Origin of the sequence: Streptomyces sp. NPDC005931, assembly GCF_042871235.1 — a bacterium.
Taxonomy (GTDB): domain Bacteria; phylum Actinomycetota; class Actinomycetes; order Streptomycetales; family Streptomycetaceae; genus Streptomyces.
In genome coordinates this window covers 434,404-450,417 of sequence record NZ_JBIAIG010000002.1, presented here as the reverse complement: position 1 = coordinate 450,417, position 16,014 = coordinate 434,404, and the positions used below count along the sequence as shown (strand labels likewise).

The 16,014-nt window shown below is 70.2% G+C and carries 13 protein-coding genes and 1 tRNA gene; 12 read left to right on the top strand and 2 right to left on the bottom strand.

All coding sequences use genetic code 11. The features are described 5' to 3' along the window. Nucleotides 1-188 precede the first annotated feature (188 nt). The 6 genes from ACFYOV_RS06030 (at nt 189) to ACFYOV_RS06005 (ending at nt 6,183) form a co-directional block, all read left to right on the top strand. Nucleotides 189-704: a hypothetical protein gene (locus ACFYOV_RS06030; protein WP_389083336.1), complete on the top strand. Its 516-nt coding sequence runs from the start codon at nt 189-191 to the stop codon at nt 702-704. Nucleotides 705-808: 104 nt separating this feature from the next. Then, nucleotides 809-2,341, top strand: coding sequence for an SPFH domain-containing protein (locus ACFYOV_RS06025; RefSeq protein ID WP_389083333.1), 1,533 nt, complete (start codon nt 809-811; stop codon nt 2,339-2,341). A gap of 220 nt (nt 2,342-2,561) precedes the next feature. Beyond that, nucleotides 2,562-3,854 (top strand): hypothetical protein, encoded by a 1,293-nt coding sequence (locus ACFYOV_RS06020; RefSeq protein ID WP_389083331.1) that lies wholly within the window; start codon nt 2,562-2,564, stop codon nt 3,852-3,854. A gap of 88 nt (nt 3,855-3,942) precedes the next feature. After that, nucleotides 3,943-5,004 carry a PucR family transcriptional regulator gene (locus tag ACFYOV_RS06015; protein ID WP_389083329.1) on the top strand — a complete coding sequence of 354 codons (1,062 nt, stop codon included), beginning with the start codon at nt 3,943-3,945 and terminating at the stop codon, nt 5,002-5,004. A gap of 265 nt (nt 5,005-5,269) precedes the next feature. Next, nucleotides 5,270-5,701: a hypothetical protein gene (locus ACFYOV_RS06010; protein WP_389083326.1), complete on the top strand. Its 432-nt coding sequence runs from the start codon at nt 5,270-5,272 to the stop codon at nt 5,699-5,701. Continuing rightward, a complete protein-coding gene (locus tag ACFYOV_RS06005) occupies nt 5,659-6,183 on the top strand; it encodes a hypothetical protein (RefSeq protein WP_389083323.1) in 525 nt (174 codons plus the stop codon). The genes ACFYOV_RS06010 and ACFYOV_RS06005 overlap by 43 nt, the downstream gene beginning before the upstream one ends. Before the next feature lie 211 nt (nt 6,184-6,394). On the opposite strand, the gene ACFYOV_RS06000 is transcribed toward ACFYOV_RS06005, so the two are convergent. Beyond that, a tRNA-Leu gene (locus ACFYOV_RS06000) sits at nt 6,395-6,478 on the bottom strand. A 532-nt stretch (nt 6,479-7,010) separates the two neighbouring features. Between ACFYOV_RS06000 and ACFYOV_RS05995 the strand changes: the two genes are divergently transcribed. The 6 genes from ACFYOV_RS05995 to pknB all read left to right on the top strand — a co-directional run bounded on the left by ACFYOV_RS05995 (nt 7,011) and on the right by pknB (nt 15,191). Continuing rightward, entirely contained in the window at nt 7,011-7,868 is an 858-nt protein-coding gene (locus tag ACFYOV_RS05995; RefSeq protein ID WP_389083321.1) for an FhaA domain-containing protein, read from the top strand. A 10-nt stretch (nt 7,869-7,878) separates the two neighbouring features. Next, on the top strand, nt 7,879-8,391 hold the full coding sequence (locus ACFYOV_RS05990) for an FHA domain-containing protein (RefSeq protein ID WP_389083319.1): 513 nt from the start codon (nt 7,879-7,881) through the stop codon (nt 8,389-8,391). A 140-nt stretch (nt 8,392-8,531) separates the two neighbouring features. Next, nucleotides 8,532-10,070 (top strand): Stp1/IreP family PP2C-type Ser/Thr phosphatase, encoded by a 1,539-nt coding sequence (locus ACFYOV_RS05985; protein WP_389083316.1) that lies wholly within the window; start codon nt 8,532-8,534, stop codon nt 10,068-10,070. Between the two features lie 27 nt (nt 10,071-10,097). Continuing rightward, nucleotides 10,098-11,543: an FtsW/RodA/SpoVE family cell cycle protein gene (locus ACFYOV_RS05980; protein WP_389083314.1), complete on the top strand. Its 1,446-nt coding sequence runs from the start codon at nt 10,098-10,100 to the stop codon at nt 11,541-11,543. Further along, nucleotides 11,540-13,015, top strand: a complete 1,476-nt coding sequence (locus ACFYOV_RS05975) for a penicillin-binding transpeptidase domain-containing protein (protein WP_389083311.1) — start codon at nt 11,540-11,542, stop codon at nt 13,013-13,015. The genes ACFYOV_RS05980 and ACFYOV_RS05975 overlap by 4 nt, the downstream gene beginning before the upstream one ends. A gap of 169 nt (nt 13,016-13,184) precedes the next feature. After that, the gene (pknB, locus tag ACFYOV_RS05970) at nt 13,185-15,191 is read left to right on the top strand and encodes a Stk1 family PASTA domain-containing Ser/Thr kinase (protein ID WP_389083308.1); all 2,007 of its coding nucleotides are present in this window, start codon (nt 13,185-13,187) and stop codon (nt 15,189-15,191) included. 59 nt (nt 15,192-15,250) lie between these two features. Here pknB and ACFYOV_RS05965 read toward each other — a convergent pair whose 3' ends face one another. Further along, nucleotides 15,251-16,006, bottom strand: coding sequence for a class E sortase (locus tag ACFYOV_RS05965; RefSeq protein WP_389083306.1), 756 nt, complete (start codon nt 16,004-16,006; stop codon nt 15,251-15,253). Nucleotides 16,007-16,014: the final 8 nt, after the last annotated feature.

Here is a 16,014-nt window from a genome sequence, read left to right as displayed (position 1 = left end):
ACGGTACAGGTCCTTGACGCAGCGTCACAGGGCATCGGCACGGCTTCACCCGCCGGCCGTCCAACTGTTCGGGGTGCGGCATTGAAGCCGCGTAAAAATTGCCGGGATCAGGCAATGTCCCGTCCGGTGTCCGCATGTGACGATGCCTGCCACAACGGGGGAAGGGCAAGGAGAGGCGGTGTGCGCGGATGGCCTGGTTTCTCGGGCTCGGCATAGCGGGGGTCGTCCTCCTTGCCCTGTCATTCGTTCTTGACGGCGTACTGGAGGGACTGCTCGACGGAGTCGCCGTGATCGAGGGTCTGCTCGACGGACTGCTGTCGCTGCCCGTGATCGCCGGGTTCTTGTCGATGCTCGGTTTCTCCGGGGCGATCATCATGGGGACAACCGGGCTGGGCCCGGTGGGAGCCACGGTGATCGGAGTACCGGCCGGTGTCCTCACCGGCTGGTACGCCTACCGGCTCAGCCGGGCTCTGGTGCATGACTCCTCGGGCGCCGCTCCGCGTGACGCCGACTTGATCGGCGCGTCCGGCTCGGTGGTGACCGCGATCCCCGCCGAGGGCTACGGCGAGGTGCTGGTGCACGTGGCCGGGCAGCCGAGGAAGTTCGCGGCCAGGAGCCCGGTTGCCGTGGGCCGGGGAGCCGACGTCTGGGTCGAGCAGGCGCTGTCGCAGTCGGCTGTGTCCGTCCGCCCGGTCGAACGCTGACCCGGCGAAACGGTCCTCCTTTCCGGCACCCGGCCGAGGTGCCGTTCTCATCCACACATCTCTTACCGCATGCCGTCCTCAGGGAGGGCTGAGGGGACAACACCATGAGTTCTGTTGCCATCGCGGTGGGAGGAGTCTTCGTACTCCTCGTGCTGATCGCGCTGGTCGTGGTCAGCCGGTACAAGGTCGCCGGTCCGAGTGAGGCGTTCATCGTCACCGGGCGGCGCGGCAAGAAGTCCACCGACCCGGAGACCGGGCGGGTGTTCACCGACAACAGCGGCCAGAAGGTCGTGGTCGGCGGCGGGGTCTTCGTCGTGCCGTTCGTGCAGCAGAAGTTCACCCTGGACCTGTCCTCCCGGCACATCCCGGTCGCGGTGCGCGGCGCGGTCACGCTGCGCGGGGTGAAGGCCAACCTGGAGGGCGTCGCCATCGTCAAGGTCGGCGGCAGCGAGGACGCCATCCGGGCCGCCGCCCAGCGGTTCCTGATGCAGCAGGACGGCATCGTCGGCTTCACCCAGGAGGTGCTCTCCGGCGCCCTGCGCGCGATCGTGGGCCGGATGTCGGTGGAGGACATCATCCGCGACCGGGCCGCCTTCGCCGGGCAGGTCGCCGAGGAGGCCGAAGCGAGCCTTTCCGGGCAGGGCCTGGTGCTGGACGCGTTCCAGATCCAGGACATCACCACCGAGGGCTCCTACCTGGAGGACCTCGGCCGGCCGGAAGCCGCACGCGCCAAGCAGGAGGCCGACATCGCCGAAGCCGTCGCCCGGCGGGCCGCCGAGCAGGCACGGCTGAAGGCGGAAGAGGAGATCGCGGTCGCGCAGCGGACCTTCTACCTGAAGCAGGCCGAGATCAAGGCCGAGACCGACGAGGCCGCCGCCCGCGCGGCCGCCGCCGGCCCGCTCGCCGAGGCGGCCCGGCAGCAGGAGATCCTCACCCAGCAGGAGAAGGTCGCCGAGCGGCAGGCCGCGCTGACCGACCGCCAGCTCGACACCCAGGTCCGCAAGCCCGCCGACGCCCAGCGCTACGCCGCCGAGCAGGAGGCCGAGGCCAGGCGCGTGGCCCGGGTCAAGCAGGCCGAGGCGGACAGGGCCGCCGGCATCGCGGCAGCGCAGGCGGAGGCCGAGCGGTCCCGGCTCACGGGTGAGGGCGAGAAGCAGCAGCGCAGCGCGCTGGCCGAGGCGCACGCGATCGAGGGCCTCAAGCAGGGTGAGGCAGAGCGGTCCCGTCGTGCGGCGATCGCCGAGGCGGTGCGGCTGGAGGGCGAGGCCGAGGCGGCGGCGATCGGCGCCAAGGGTGCGGCCGAGGCCGAGGCGATGCGGAAGAAGGCCGACGCCTTCGCCCAGTACGGCGACGCCGCCGTGCTGCAGATGCTCGTCGAGGTGCTGCCGCAGGTGGTCGCGAAGGCATCGGAGCCGCTCAGCGCGGTGGACAAGATGACGGTCATCTCCACCGACGGCGCGAGCCGGCTCTCCCGTACCGTCGCCGACAACGTGGCCCAGGGCGTCGAACTCCTCAGCTCGACCACGGGAGTCGACCTCGCCGAGCTGCTGAAGAGCATCACGCAGCGCAACGGCGACGTCCAGCCCTCGACCACACCGTCCGCCGCCGAGGCCAACGGAAAGATCCAGATCGGCTGAGAGCAGGCAGCCGGCACAGGGGCCCGCGCGGCATCGAGCCGCCGGGCCCCGTCCTGGGGCGATCTGCGGCAGACGGCGCTGCCGGTCCCTTCAGCGACCGCTGACCGCTCCTCCGGTTCCGCGCCGAAGCCCTCCCGAGCAGCCCGGCGCGACAACCTCCGGACCAGAAGACATGGTGAAGCGACGGTGCCCGCATGCCTGACACACCCCCGGCACGCACATGACGACCGCTCTCGCCCTCCCCGCGACCACGCACGCGGTCGCCGACCACCGTCGGCGGGCCTGGTACTGGCTCGGTACCGGCATCACGGCCCTCGTCGTCGGGCTGACCGTCGGGCCGGGCGCGGACGAAGCCGGCATCGCCTGGCTCCGCGCACTCGCCGTGTTCTGTGTCGGCTGCGGTCCCATCGCCGGCGCCGTCGGGGTGGCCGCGCTCGTCAACTCCCGCCGTATCGGGCGTGTCGTGGCCGCGCATGCCTGGACGGCCTGCAGTGCGGTCGCCATCCCGGCGAGCCAGGGACCGCCACGGGCGGTGCTGCGCCATCCGGCGGATGGATCTCTGATTCCGCTGTCCGTGTGCACCGTGGCGCCGCGGTACCACCTGGCCGACCCCGGACCCCGAGGAGTGCTGTGGTGGGCCGGAGATCCCCGAACCGGCGGGGTCATCGCGCCACCGGGTGGGAAGCAGCTGGTCCGGGTGCGCCCCACGCGATCCGAGCACGCGCGTCGCCGCGACGCGGAAGCCGCCGTCCGGCACGGGCTGCTGGACAGACCGACACCACCACAGCCGCAGCTCGCCGTGCTCGAGCCGGCAGACCAAGCCCAGGGCCCGAACCTGTCGTACGCGTCGCTGGCCGAAGCCGCCCGACGTTTCAGCCGTCCCGACACGGACGGACGTCTTGCGCGCAAAGGGCCCGATGCCCGGTCCGTGCCCTGGTGGCGGGTCCGCGTACTGCTGGCGATCTCGCAGGTACGGCCTGCGGCGGTCAACGCGGTGTTCTCCGCGGTGATGCTGCTGCTGTGGTGGCTCTGGGCGAGAGACCTTCAGAACCACATCCCGTTGCTCGCCGGAATCCTGTCCACGGGCTACGCGCTTCGGTGGGGGCGGCTTGCGCTGCGGGCGGTGCCTGTCGTGAAGGCGTTGCACCGCGCTGCCCGAGCGCCCGCTCCCGTGCCCAAGCGCTACGTCCTTCTCCCTGGCTTTGACGACGGGCTGGTCCTCGTCCTGTTTCCCGCTCACGGCGGTCCCGAAGATCTGCCGGAAGCCTCCCTGGAGGTCAACCCTCCCGGCGATCCGAAACACCCCTGGCAGGGCATGCCGCCGCCGGTCGGCGCCCTGGAGCTGCGCGGCTGGTGGGACAGTGTGCCCACTGTCGTGCCATGGATCGATGGCCGTCCGCTGTGGCCGCGGTATCCATACGAGCGCGTGAACCTCGACGACCAGCGGGAGCGCGACTACTTCGCTGCCCTGATGGGCCGGGGTCAGCAACGAGGCGCGGGCGGCATTCGGTGAGGTGTGAAGCGGGTCCGGCCGGACGTCTGTCACTCTGGTCCGCTGTGCGCGGGGAACGTTGGCGGAGCAACAACATCGAGGAGGTCGCGTGACGCGGTCAGCCATACCCGACGAGTACCTCGAGGGCTATGCCGGGATCCTTGCCGACGTCTGTGCCACGGGCCGCCGCCTCACCCGGAACGAGCTGGAGTCCCTGCGCGCCCGGGGAGAACGCGCCGCGGAGGCGGGCCTGGGACTGCGTCTTCTGGTCCGCCGGCATCTGTCTGCGGCCCGCGAGCTCTCGCCCGCCCTTTCGACCGTCGGAGCCGACCGTGTGCTCGCCGCCGTGGAGCAGGCGGTGGACGCCTTCGCCGAAGGATACGAACGGTCCCAGAAACTCGCGGTGAGGCGGGAAGAGGCCGCGCGGCGGGAGTTCATCGACGACCTGCTCTACGGCCGAAGTGACCTGGGTCGCCTGGCCGAACGGGCGGAACGCTTCGGCCTGCTCCTCTCCCGCGCCCACGCGGTCGCCGTCGCCCAGGGCACCACGCCGGTCGACGACACGCACCCGGCGACCCGGCAGGTGGAGAGCGCCCTGGTCGCCCGGTTCGGAGAGCGCCGCATCCTGCTCACCACCAAGGACAGCCGCCTGGTCTGCATCGCACCCGGCGACCAGGACGACGTACTCGTGTACTTCGCCAAGCAGGCACACGCGGCCACCGACGGTGGCCGGGTCGCCCTCGGCCGCGCCCACCCCGGCGCCGGCGGGGTCGTCCACTCCTACGAGGAAGCCCTCAACGCCCTCGACCTGGCGGACCGCATGGAACTGGAGGAGCCCGTGCTGCGCGCCGCCGACCTGCTCGTCTACCCCGTCCTCACCCGCGACCGGCAGGCCATGGCCGACCTCGTGCATAGTGCCCTCGGCCCGCTCCAGACCGCCCGCGGCGGCGCCCAGCCCCTCCTCGACACCCTCACCACGTACTTCGACTCCGGATGCATCGCCGCCGAGGCGGCACGCCGCCTGCGCCTGAGCGTGCGGGCCCTGACCTACCGCCTGGAGCGCATCCACAAGCTCACCGGCACCAACCCGGCCGACCCCGTTCACCGTTACACCCTGCAGACCGCCGTCATCGGCGCCCGGTTGCTGGGCTGGCCCGGCAACGAGGTCTGACCTGGGTGCCGACCAGGAGCTGTCCGGACGATCATGTGACCGCTCCGGTGCCTGGGTCGTTGCGTGCAAGGGGCGGAGCGATTTGACTGATGCCGATGGGGAACCAGCCAACTCCCCCCAAGTGCGGACGGCCGTTGCCGCCCGCTGTCCCTGGCGGACGGCGGGCGGACTGTACCCAGGCTCCGAACATGACCGCTCGGACAGGGTTCACGGTGTGCCGCCGCCCTTCCGCCTGCCCCCGGTGAGCTGACCCATCATCATGACGATGAGGCCGGCAAGAAGAATCGCGGCGCCGATCAGCGTTCCCGACGTCGCCCTGGCCGGTCTGGCCCCGATCGAGGCTGCCGGCGGCAGGCAGAAGACCAACGGCGAGAAGAAGACCGAGAGGATCAAGAAGCGCCTCTTCGGCTACGACGCCTCCCTCGTCGTCGCCCGCGACCCCGAGCGCCACGGCGCCCCGTTGCCCGACGGTTCCGCCAGTCCCGACGTGATCCCCGCCCTGATCGTGGCCTTCTCGGTCGACAAGCCAAGCCACCGCCCCGGCCAGGTCGCCGTCGAGGCCCCCCAGCACGTCGACAACCGCTTCCCCCGCGGTTACCTGGCCGGTGACCGACCTGGATCGACCCCATCCGCGCCCGGACGAACTACGTGTTCATGCCCAAGCAACGCCCCGACGCCGAAGGTCACCGCCGCGTGATGTGCCCGGCAGAGGCCAACCGCGCGCAGTGCCCCCTCAAGCCCCGCACGCTCGGCCGCGGCATCCACCTGCCCCTCGTCGACCCCGCCCCGAACCCGGCCGGCTCACCGCCGTGCTGTTTCCAGCGCACCGTCACCGTCCCTCCGGAAGCCGGCGCCAACCTCTGGCAGCCCCTCCACGGCTCGGAAGCCTGGCAACGGGTTTACTTCCGGCTCCGCAACAGTGTCGAAGGCATCAACGGCTTCGCCAAGGACCGCCTCCAGGAACGCCTCGAAGACGGCGGCACCCGCCGCGTCCGCGGCATCGCGGCCCAGACCCTCCTCCTGGCCTTCCAGCTCGCCCACGCCAACCGCCGCAAGCTCGCCTCCTGGGCCGACGGCATCGCCCTGGGCAGCGAACCGCCCCGCCGCCGGCCCACCCGCCGCCGCAGGACCAAGCCGCTGGGCACACGGACCCCCAAGGGCCACATCGCCCAACGCTGAGACGTTCCTCACAGAGCGCGCGCCCCGAGAGCTGCTCAAGCAAGACCCACAAAACGAACGCGGACCGCCGGCGGCCCTCAGCCGCCGACGGTCCGCTTCACCCTGCCCAGAGACAGACATCACACCGCAGAAACAGGAATGGGCGGCATCGCCATCGCGATGCCGCCCATTCCGTCGGTGCAGCTAGAGCACTTTCGTCGGTGCTCCTCTGTGCGCGAGGGGGGAGTTGAACCCCCACGCCCTTGCGGGCACTGGAACCTGAATCCAGCGCGTCTGCCTATTCCGCCACCCGCGCATTGGGTGTGTCCTCGGCCCCGTCCCGCTGGGGTCCGGCGCCTTCCGACACCCAGAACATTAGCACGCTGGTCGGGCTCGATTCACATCCCTTGTTCCGGCCCCGGAGCCGACCCCCGTCCGAGCAGCACCCCCGCCCGCCGACGTCCCTCCGGGGCCCGGCGGAACTCCGGCGGCCCCCGGAACGTATCCGTCACGTATCGACGAGAACCGCTTCACGTATCAACCTCGTACCGGTCGCCCCCGTCTCCCCAGGAGCCGGTCCGGGTCCACAGCCGGGTGCGGGACACTGGTCCGCGGCCCCCTCTACGATCCATGGCAGGACTACGCGCACGAGCCCGGCCAGGGGAGTTCGAAGGGGCCCCCGCAGGGAACCTCGTCCGGCGTCGGCAACCCCGCCGGCCCGGGCGGACAAGGGGGAACCGGCCGATCGACCGGCGCGTGGATACGATCTGTAAGCAGTACCAGGTAAACGGTGCACACGACGGTGCACGGGGCAGTACACAGGACGGCAGCTACGGAGGAGGTGCCCCATGGGAGTCCTGAAGAAGTTCGAGCAGCGTCTCGAAGGTCTGGTCAACGGCACCTTCGCGAAGGTGTTCAAGTCCGAGGTGCAGCCCGTGGAGATCGCGGGAGCGCTTCAGCGGGAGTGCGACAACAACGCGACCATCTGGAACCGCGACCGCACCGTCGTCCCCAACGACTTCATCGTCGAGCTGAGCGCGCCCGACTTCGAGCGGCTCAGCCCGTACTCCGGCCAGCTCGGCGACGAGCTCGCCGGCATGGTGCGCGACTACGCCAAGCAGCAGCGGTACACCTTCATGGGCCCCATCAAGGTGCACCTGGAGAAGGCGGAGGACCTCGACACCGGTCTGTACCGGGTGCGCAGCCGTACGCTCGCCTCCTCCAGCAGCCAGGCACCCGCACCCGGCGGCCCCGGCGGAGCCCCGCCGGCCGGGCGTCCCGGCGGCTACGGCTACCCGCCGGCCGGTTCCGCGGGCGCCCCGCCCATGCCGGCCGCGCCGCCGCCCGGCGGCCGCCCCGGCGGCTACGGCTACCCGCAGCCCGCGGGCGGCCAGCGGCCCCCCGCCACGCCCGCGTCCAGCGGGCGCACCCGCTACTGGATCGAGATCAACGGCACCCGCCACCAGATCTCCCGCGCGACGCTGGTGCTGGGCCGCAGCACCGACGCCGACGTGCGGATCGACGACCCCGGCGTCTCCCGCCGGCACTGCGAGATCCGGACCGGAACGCCCTCGACGATCCAGGATCTCGGATCCACCAACGGCATCGTGGTGGACGGGCAGCACACCACCCGCGCTACGCTCCGCGACGGCTCGCGGATCGTCGTGGGCAGCACCACCGTTATCTATAGGCAAGCCGAAGGGTGAAGCGGGGGCAATGTCAGAGCTGACCCTCACGGTCATGCGGCTGGGGTTCCTGGCCGTTCTGTGGCTGTTCGTGATCGTGGCCGTGCAGGTCATCCGGAGCGACCTGTTCGGGACTCGGGTCACCCAGCGCGGCTCGCGACGGGACGCGGGCCGGCCGCAGCAGGCCGCCCGTCAGGCACCGCCGCAGCAGCGCCAGCAGTCCGGAGGCGGTGGCCGCCGGGGCCGTAACACCCCCACCAAGCTGGTCGTGACCGAAGGCACGCTCACCGGCACCACCGTCGCCCTCCAGGGCCAGACCATCACCCTGGGCCGGGCGCACGACAGCACGATCGTGCTGGACGACGACTACGCCTCCAGCCGCCATGCCAGGATCTACCCGGACCGCGACGGCCAGTGGATCGTCGAGGACCTGGGCTCCACGAACGGCACCTACCTGGACCGGACCCGGCTGACGACCCCCACACCGATTGCGCTGGGTGCGCCGATCCGCATCGGCAAGACCGTCATCGAGCTGCGGAAGTAGTGCCACGTCATGAATGAGCGCGAGCGGAGCGAGCACGCAGTGGGGGTCCCCACCCAGGGTCCCGGCGCGCTCCCGACCGGAGGGTGGGCAGTGTGGCTCGACACGACCGGCTGTACCCGGAGCCGACAGGCGAGGTGCGCATGAGTCTGTCCCTGCGCTTCGCCGCCGGATCGCACAAGGGGATGATCCGGGAGGGCAACGAGGACTCCGGTTACGCCGGTCCGCGCCTGCTCGCCATCGCCGACGGCATGGGCGGCGCCGCGGCCGGCGAGGTCGCCTCCTCCGAGGCGATCTCCACGATCGTCGCGCTCGACGACGACGTCCCCGGCTCCGACCTGCTCACCTCGCTCGGCGCGGCCGTCCAGCGGGCCAACGACCAGCTGCGCATGATGGTCGAGGAGGACCCCCAGCTCGAGGGCATGGGCACCACCCTGACCGCCCTGCTGTGGACCGGCCAGCGCCTCGGCCTGGTGCACGTCGGCGACTCCCGGGCCTACCTCCTGCGCGACGGCGTCCTCACCCAGATCACCCAGGACCACACCTGGGTGCAGCGCCTGGTCGACGAGGGCCGCATCACCGAGGAGGAGGCGACCACGCACCCGCAGCGGTCCCTGCTCATGCGGGCCCTCGGCAGCGGCGAACACGTCGAGCCCGACCTGTCCATCCGCGAGGTGCGGCCCGGCGACCGGTACCTGATCTGCTCCGACGGCCTGTCCGGCGTGGTCTCCCACCAGACCCTCGAGGAGGCCCTGGCGAGCTACCAGGGCCCCGAGGAGACCGTCCAGAACCTGATCGAGCTGGCGCTGCGCGGCGGTGGTCCGGACAACATCACCGTGATCGTCGCCGACGTCCTGGACCTCGACACCGGGGACACCCTGGCCGGGCAGCTGTCCGACACCCCGGTCGTGGTCGGCGCCGTCGCCGAGAACCAGAGCCAGCTGCACGACAACGGCATCATGCAGACCCCGGCCGGCCGCGCCTCCGGCCTCGGCCGCCGGCGCGCACCGGGTGGCGGCGGGGGCGAGTTCGGCCCGCCCGGCAGCGGCGACGTGACCGGCTTCATCCCGACCGACGGCTTCGGCTACGCCGACGAGGACTTCGAGAAGCCCGGCAAGCGCCGCAGGTGGCTCAAGAGGTCCGCCTACGGCCTGCTGGTCCTCGCCGTCATCGGCGGCGGCCTGTACGGCGGCTGGCGCTGGACGCAGACGCAGTACTACGTCGGCACCAACGGCGAGCACGTTGCGCTGTACCGGGGCATCAGCCAGGACCTGGCCTGGGTGTCGCTCTCGGATGTCGAGAAGGACCACCCCGAGATCGAACTCAAGTACCTCCCGCCCTACCAGCGCAAGCTGGTCGAGGCGACCATCGCAGAGGGCGACCTGAAGGGCGCCCGGGCGAAGATCGAGGAACTGTCGGTGCAGGCCTCCGCGTGCAGGAAGGAGGCCGAGCGGCGCGCCGCCGAGAGCGAGAAGAACGCGCAGACCGGCGAGGGCGAGGCCGGAGGCACCACCGGAACCACTCCCGCCTCCTTCGCGTCCAAGGCCACGCCGACGCCGAACCCCTCGGATACGACGAAGGCGCCCCAGCAGACCCCGTCCACGACCGCACCCACTCCCAGCCCCGGCCCCAGCCTCTCGGAGGAAGAGCAGAAGGTCGTCTCGCTGTGCGGTAAGCAGTAGGCAAGCCGTGAGAGGCCCTGTCACACGATGAGCAGTTCAACCAATCCGTCGACGCACCACACGTCCACGATCGGCGCGATCGGGGCGCCGAGCCGCCGCAACACCGAGCTGGCCCTCCTCGTCTTCGCCGTCGTCATCCCGGTCTTCGCGTACGCCAACGTGGGCCTGGCCATCGACGGCTCCGTACCGTCGGGCCTGCTCGCGTACGGGCTCGGGCTGGGCCTGATGGCCGGGGTGGGGCATCTCGTGGTGCGGAAGTTCGCTCCGTACGCGGACCCGTTGCTGCTGCCGCTGGCGACTCTGCTCAACGGCGTCGGTCTGGTCGTCATCTGGCGCCTGGACCAGTCCAAGCGGCTCCAGGCGAGCAGTACCTTCGTGGAGGCGGCGCCGCGCCAGCTGCTCTACTCGGCGATGGGCGTGGGCCTGCTGGTGGCCGTGCTGCTGTTCCTGAAGGACCACCGCGTCCTCCAGCGCTACACCTACATCTCCATGGCCGGAGCCCTCTTCCTGCTGATCCTTCCGCTCGTCCCCGGACTCGGCGCGAACATCTACGGCGCCAAGATCTGGATCAAGATCCCCGGTCTCGGCACCCTCCAGCCCGGTGAGTTCGCGAAGATCGTCCTCGCGGTCTTCTTCGCCGGCTACCTCATGGTGAAGCGGGACGCCCTGGCCCTGGCCAGCCGCCGCTTCATGGGCCTGTACCTGCCGCGCGGGCGCGACCTCGGCCCGATCCTCGTCGTGTGGGCGCTCTCGATCCTCATCCTTGTCTTCGAGACCGACCTCGGTACGTCCCTGCTGTTCTTCGGAATGTTCGTCATCATGCTGTACGTCGCCACCGAGCGGACCAGTTGGATCGTCTTCGGTCTGCTGATGTCCGCGGTCGGCGCCGTCGGCGTGGCGAGCTTCGAGCCGCACATTCAGACGCGTGTGCAGGCCTGGCTCGACCCGATGCGGGAGTACGAGCTCTCCCGCGCGGGCGTCCAGGACGGCATCGTCCACTCCGAGCAGGCCATGCAGGCCCTGTGGGCCTTCGGCTCCGGCGGCACCCTCGGCACCGGCCTCGGCCAGGGCAACTCCGACCTGATCGGCTTCGCCGCCAACTCCGACTTCATCCTCGCCACCTTCGGCGAGGAGCTGGGCCTGGCGGGCGTCATGGCGATCCTGCTGCTGTACGGCCTGATCATCGAGCGGGGCATCCGCACGTCGCTCGCGGCCCGGGACCCGTTCGGCAAGCTGCTGGCCGTCGGCCTGTCCGGCGCCTTCGCCCTCCAGGTCTTCGTCGTGGCCGGCGGTGTCATGGGCCTCATCCCGCTGACCGGTATGACGCTGCCGTTCGTGGCCTACGGCGGTTCGTCCGTCATCGCCAACTGGGCGCTGATCGGCATCCTCATCAGAATCAGCGACACCGCGCGCCGGCCCGCGCCCGCCCCCGCCAACCCCGACGCCGAGATGACCCAGGTGGTCCGCCCGTGAACAAGCCCCTGCGCCGGATCGCGATCTTCTGTGGCCTCCTCGTCCTGACGCTCCTCATCCGTGACAACTGGCTGCAGTACGCCAAGGCCGACAGTCTCCGGACCGACCCCCACAACCGCCGCGTCTCCATCGAGCGCTACGCCACCCCGCGCGGCGACATCATCGTCGAGGGCAAGGCGATCACCGGCTCCGTCGAGAACACCAGCGGCGACTACAGGTACAAGCGCACCTACAAGAACGGCCCCATGTGGGCGCCCGTGACCGGCTACGCCTCACAGGCGTTCGGCGCGACCCAGCTGGAGAACCTCGAGGACGGCATACTCACCGGCAACGACGACCGGCTGTTCTTCGACAACACCCTCGACATGATCACGGGCAAGAAGAAGCAGGGCGGCAACGTCGTCACCACGCTCGACGCCGCCGCGCAGAAGGCCGCCTACGAGGGCCTTGAGTCGCGCGGCAAGGGCGCTGTCGTCGCGCTGGAGCCGAAGACCGGCAAGATCCTCGCCCTGGCCTCCTACCCGTCGTACGACCCCGGCTCCTTCGCGGGGAACTCGACCTCGACGGACAGCAAGGCGTGGCAGAAGCTCCAGAAGAAGAACAACACGGACGACCCGATGCTCAACCGGGCGCTGCGCGAGGCCTACCCGCCGGGCTCCACCTTCAAGGTGGTCACCGCGGCCGCGGCCCTGGAGAACGGTCTCTACAAGTCCGCAGACGAGAAGACGGAGACCCCGCTGCCGTGGATCATGCCCGGCACCAGGACGCCCCTGAAGAACGAGGGCAACATCCCGTGCGAGGACGCCTCGCTGCGGATCGCCCTGCGCTACTCCTGCAACACCGTGTTCGGCAAGGTCGGCGCCGACCTGGAGAACGACAAGATGCTGGAGCAGGCCGAGAAGTTCGGGTTCAACTCCGAGCAGTTCACTCCGGTCCGCGCCACCGCCTCCGTCTTCTCCGACGACATGGACAAGTCGCAGACGGCGCTGTCCTCCATCGGCCAGTTCAACACCGCCGCGACCCCGCTCCAGATGGCCATGGTCGCCGCGGCCGTCGCCAACGACGGTGAGCTGATGAAGCCGTACATGGTGGACGAGCTCCAGGGCCGCGACTTCAATCCGATCGAGAAGACCGAGCCGGAGACGCTGAGCCGGCCGATGTCGCCGGAGAACGCCCAGATCCTCCAGGACATGATGGAGACCGTCGTCAACGAGGGCACCGGCCGGAACGCGCGGATCGACGGCGTGACGGTGGGCGGCAAGACCGGTACCGCCCAGCACGGTGTGGACAACAGCGAGAAGCCGTACGCCTGGTTCATCTCCTACGCCAAGGCGGAGGACGGCAGCTCGCCGGTCGCCGTCGCGGTCGTGGTCGAGGACCAGAACGCCAACCGTGACGACATCTCCGGCGGTGGCCTCGCGGCACCGATCGCGAAGAGCGTGATGGAGGCGGTCATCAAGGGCAAGCAGTGACCCGGATCACGTCTGCTTCACATCGGTGCACGTTGCGGTACCGGTCCTGTATCGGCTGACGTACTTGGCCAGGTCATACAAAGCGAGCCGGGTACGGTAGGCCCGGACGGCAGCCTCCGGCGGCACGAGCGTGCCGCCCGGGACCGACGGAGAGGGCTGGTAGGTAGCTATGGAAGAGCCGCGTCGCCTCGGCGGCCGGTACGAACTGGGCCAGGTGCTCGGTCGCGGTGGCATGGCGGAGGTCTACCTCGCGCACGACACCCGCCTCGGCCGCACCGTGGCAGTGAAGACGCTGCGCGCCGATCTCGCGCGCGACCCGTCCTTCCAGGCCCGGTTCCGCCGGGAGGCCCAGTCGGCCGCCTCGCTCAACCATCCCGCGATCGTCGCGGTCTACGACACGGGCGAGGACTACATCGACGGGGTCTCCATCCCGTACATCGTCATGGAGTACGTCGACGGCTCCACGCTCCGTGAGCTCCTGCACAGCGGCCGCAAGCTGCTGCCGGAGCGGTCCATGGAGATGACCATCGGCATCCTCCAGGGCCTGGAGTACGCCCACCGCAACGGCATCGTCCACCGCGACATCAAGCCGGCCAACGTCATGCTGACGCGCAACGGCCAGGTCAAGGTGATGGACTTCGGCATCGCCCGCGCCATGGGCGACTCCGGCATGACGATGACGCAGACGGCCGCCGTCATCGGCACCGCCCAGTACCTCTCGCCCGAGCAGGCCAAGGGCGAGCAGGTCGACGCCCGCTCCGACCTGTACTCCACCGGCTGCCTGCTGTACGAGCTGCTGACCGTGCGCCCGCCGTTCGTGGGCGACTCTCCGGTCGCGGTCGCCTACCAGCACGTGCGGGAGGAACCGCAGGCGCCGAGCGTCTTCGACCCCGAGATCACGCCCGAGATGGACGCGATCGTGTTGAAGGCGCTGGTCAAGGACCCGGACTACCGGTACCAGTCGGCCGACGAGATGCGCGCCGACATCGAGGCCTGCCTCGACGGCCAGCCGGTCGCGGCCACCGCCGCGATGGGGGCCGCGGCCTATGGCGGCTACCCCGACGACCAGCCGACGACCGCGTTGCGCTCGGACGCGGGTGCCGGGGCACCGACGTCGATGCTCCCGCCCATGAACCCGGACGGCGGCGGCTACGGCTATGACGACCGCCCCGACCGCCGCCGCCAGCGGAAGAACAACACCTCGACGATATTGCTGGTCGTGGCGGGCGTCCTGGTGCTGATCGGCGCCATCCTGATCGGCCGCTGGGCGTTCAGCGGTGACGGCGGCGTGGGCAACGACACCGTCGCGACCCCGAACTTCATCGGTGAGACGAAGGCCAACGCCACGCGGCTCGCCGAGAATGGCGACCTGCAGGTGGAGTTCACCCAGAAGCCCTGCGAGACCGAGAGCAAGGGCAAGATCTGCGACCAGGACCCCAAGCCCAACACCGAGGTCAAGAAGGGATCCACCGTCAACCTGGTGGTGTCCACCGGGGCGCCGAAGGTGACAGTGCCCAGCGTGACCGGCCTGAGCCTGGACGAGGCCAAGGCGAAGCTGGAGGGCGACAAGTACGCGTTCGAGGTCCGGACGGAGACCCGTGAGTCTCCCGAGGAGGCGAACACCGTGCTCGAGCAGAACCCGACCACGGGCGACGAGGTGGAGAAGGGATCGACGATCACCCTCATCATCGCCAAGGCGGCGGCGAAGTCCACCGTGCCCGACGTCAGCACCAAGACCTGTGACGAGGCCAAGGCCCAGATGACGGCCAACGAACTGGTCGGCAACTGCGTCGAGGTGGAGACGGACAACCCGAACCTGGCCGGCAAGGTCGTCGGCACGGACCCGCCGGCCGGCTCCCAGCTCGCCAAGAACTCGCCGGTGACCATCCAGATCGGCAAGGCCAAGCAGCAGGACGAGCAGGTCGCGGTCCCGAACGTCAACGGCCAGACCCTCAAGGACGCCCAGAAGATGCTCCAGGAGGCCGGACTGAGCGTGGGCAGCGTGGCCGGCTCGCAGGATCCCAACTCCCGCGTCTTCGGTTCCAACCCGCCCCAGGGCACCCAGGTCCAGAAGGGCACGGCGGTCACCCTGTTCACCGCCGACCAGGGCGGCAACGGCGGGGGCGGCGACGGCGGCATCTTCGGCGGCCTCACGGGCGAGTCGCGCGAGGACTGAGCCTCCTGCGCTCCGCGGGGAGTGAGTCCCGGGACCCTTGGGGTTCCGGGACTCTTCCGTCAGCGCAGTTCCTTCGGCGGCGTCCGCCGGTCGTCCACCTTCTCCGTACGGACCAGTTCGCCCCATACGACGTAGCGGTACCTGCTCGTGTACACCGGCGTGCAGGTCGTCAGGGTGATGTAGTGCCCCGCCTTCTTCCGGCCCGATTCCTTCGGGACCGGCAGGAGGACGTTGACGTTGTACTTCGAGGTCTCGGGAAGGATCGCGTAGGTCTTGTAGACGTACCACCTGTCCTTCGTCTCGAAGACGATCGCGTCGCCCCTCTCGATCCTGTGGATGCCGTGGAACTTGGCCCCGTGCCCGTCCCGGTGCGCCGCGAGGGAGAAGTTGCCCTTCTTGCCGGACGTGGGGAGGGCCGCCTTGACCGGGTCCGTGTAATAGCCGGCCACGCCGTCGTTGAGGACCCTCATGGTCGTGCCCTTCTCGACGAGGATCTCCTCGCCGCTCATGGCGGGCACGTGCAGGAAGCCGATGCCGTCCTTGCTGTCGAAGGACGCCGGTCCGTCGCCGTCGGTCTCCCGGGCCCAGTGGTCGCGGACCTTGTCCGCCTGCTTGTCCGCAGCCCGGTCGGCGAGGACGTTCGTCCACCACAGCGAGTAGACGACGAACAGGCCCAGCACCAGGCCCGCGGTGATGAGGAGTTCCCCGAAGAAGCTGACCACCATGGCGACCGGGCCCATGCGCCGGCCTGTCCGGGGCGGCGGGGAACCGCGCCTGCCGGTGTGCTGTTCGGTGTCGTCGGTGGTCGCTGCCACGTTTTCAT

Bases quoted from the DNA above. Each gene is read 5' to 3' on its own strand.
- ACFYOV_RS06030 (WP_389083336.1), top strand. From the start codon at position 189: ATGGCCTGGTTTCTCGGGCTCGGCATAGCGGGGGTCGTCCTCCTTGCC.
- ACFYOV_RS06025 (WP_389083333.1), top strand. From the start codon at position 809: ATGAGTTCTGTTGCCATCGCGGTGGGAGGAGTCTTCGTACTCCTCGTG.
- ACFYOV_RS06020 (WP_389083331.1), top strand. From the start codon at position 2,562: ATGACGACCGCTCTCGCCCTCCCCGCGACCACGCACGCGGTCGCCGAC.
- ACFYOV_RS06010 (WP_389083326.1), top strand. From the start codon at position 5,270: ATGAGGCCGGCAAGAAGAATCGCGGCGCCGATCAGCGTTCCCGACGTC.
- ACFYOV_RS06005 (WP_389083323.1), top strand. From the start codon at position 5,659: ATGCCCAAGCAACGCCCCGACGCCGAAGGTCACCGCCGCGTGATGTGC.
- ACFYOV_RS05995 (WP_389083321.1), top strand. From the start codon at position 7,011: ATGGGAGTCCTGAAGAAGTTCGAGCAGCGTCTCGAAGGTCTGGTCAAC.
- ACFYOV_RS05990 (WP_389083319.1), top strand. From the start codon at position 7,879: ATGTCAGAGCTGACCCTCACGGTCATGCGGCTGGGGTTCCTGGCCGTT.
- ACFYOV_RS05985 (WP_389083316.1), top strand. From the start codon at position 8,532: ATGAGTCTGTCCCTGCGCTTCGCCGCCGGATCGCACAAGGGGATGATC.
- ACFYOV_RS05980 (WP_389083314.1), top strand. From the start codon at position 10,098: ATGAGCAGTTCAACCAATCCGTCGACGCACCACACGTCCACGATCGGC.
- pknB (WP_389083308.1), top strand. From the start codon at position 13,185: ATGGAAGAGCCGCGTCGCCTCGGCGGCCGGTACGAACTGGGCCAGGTG.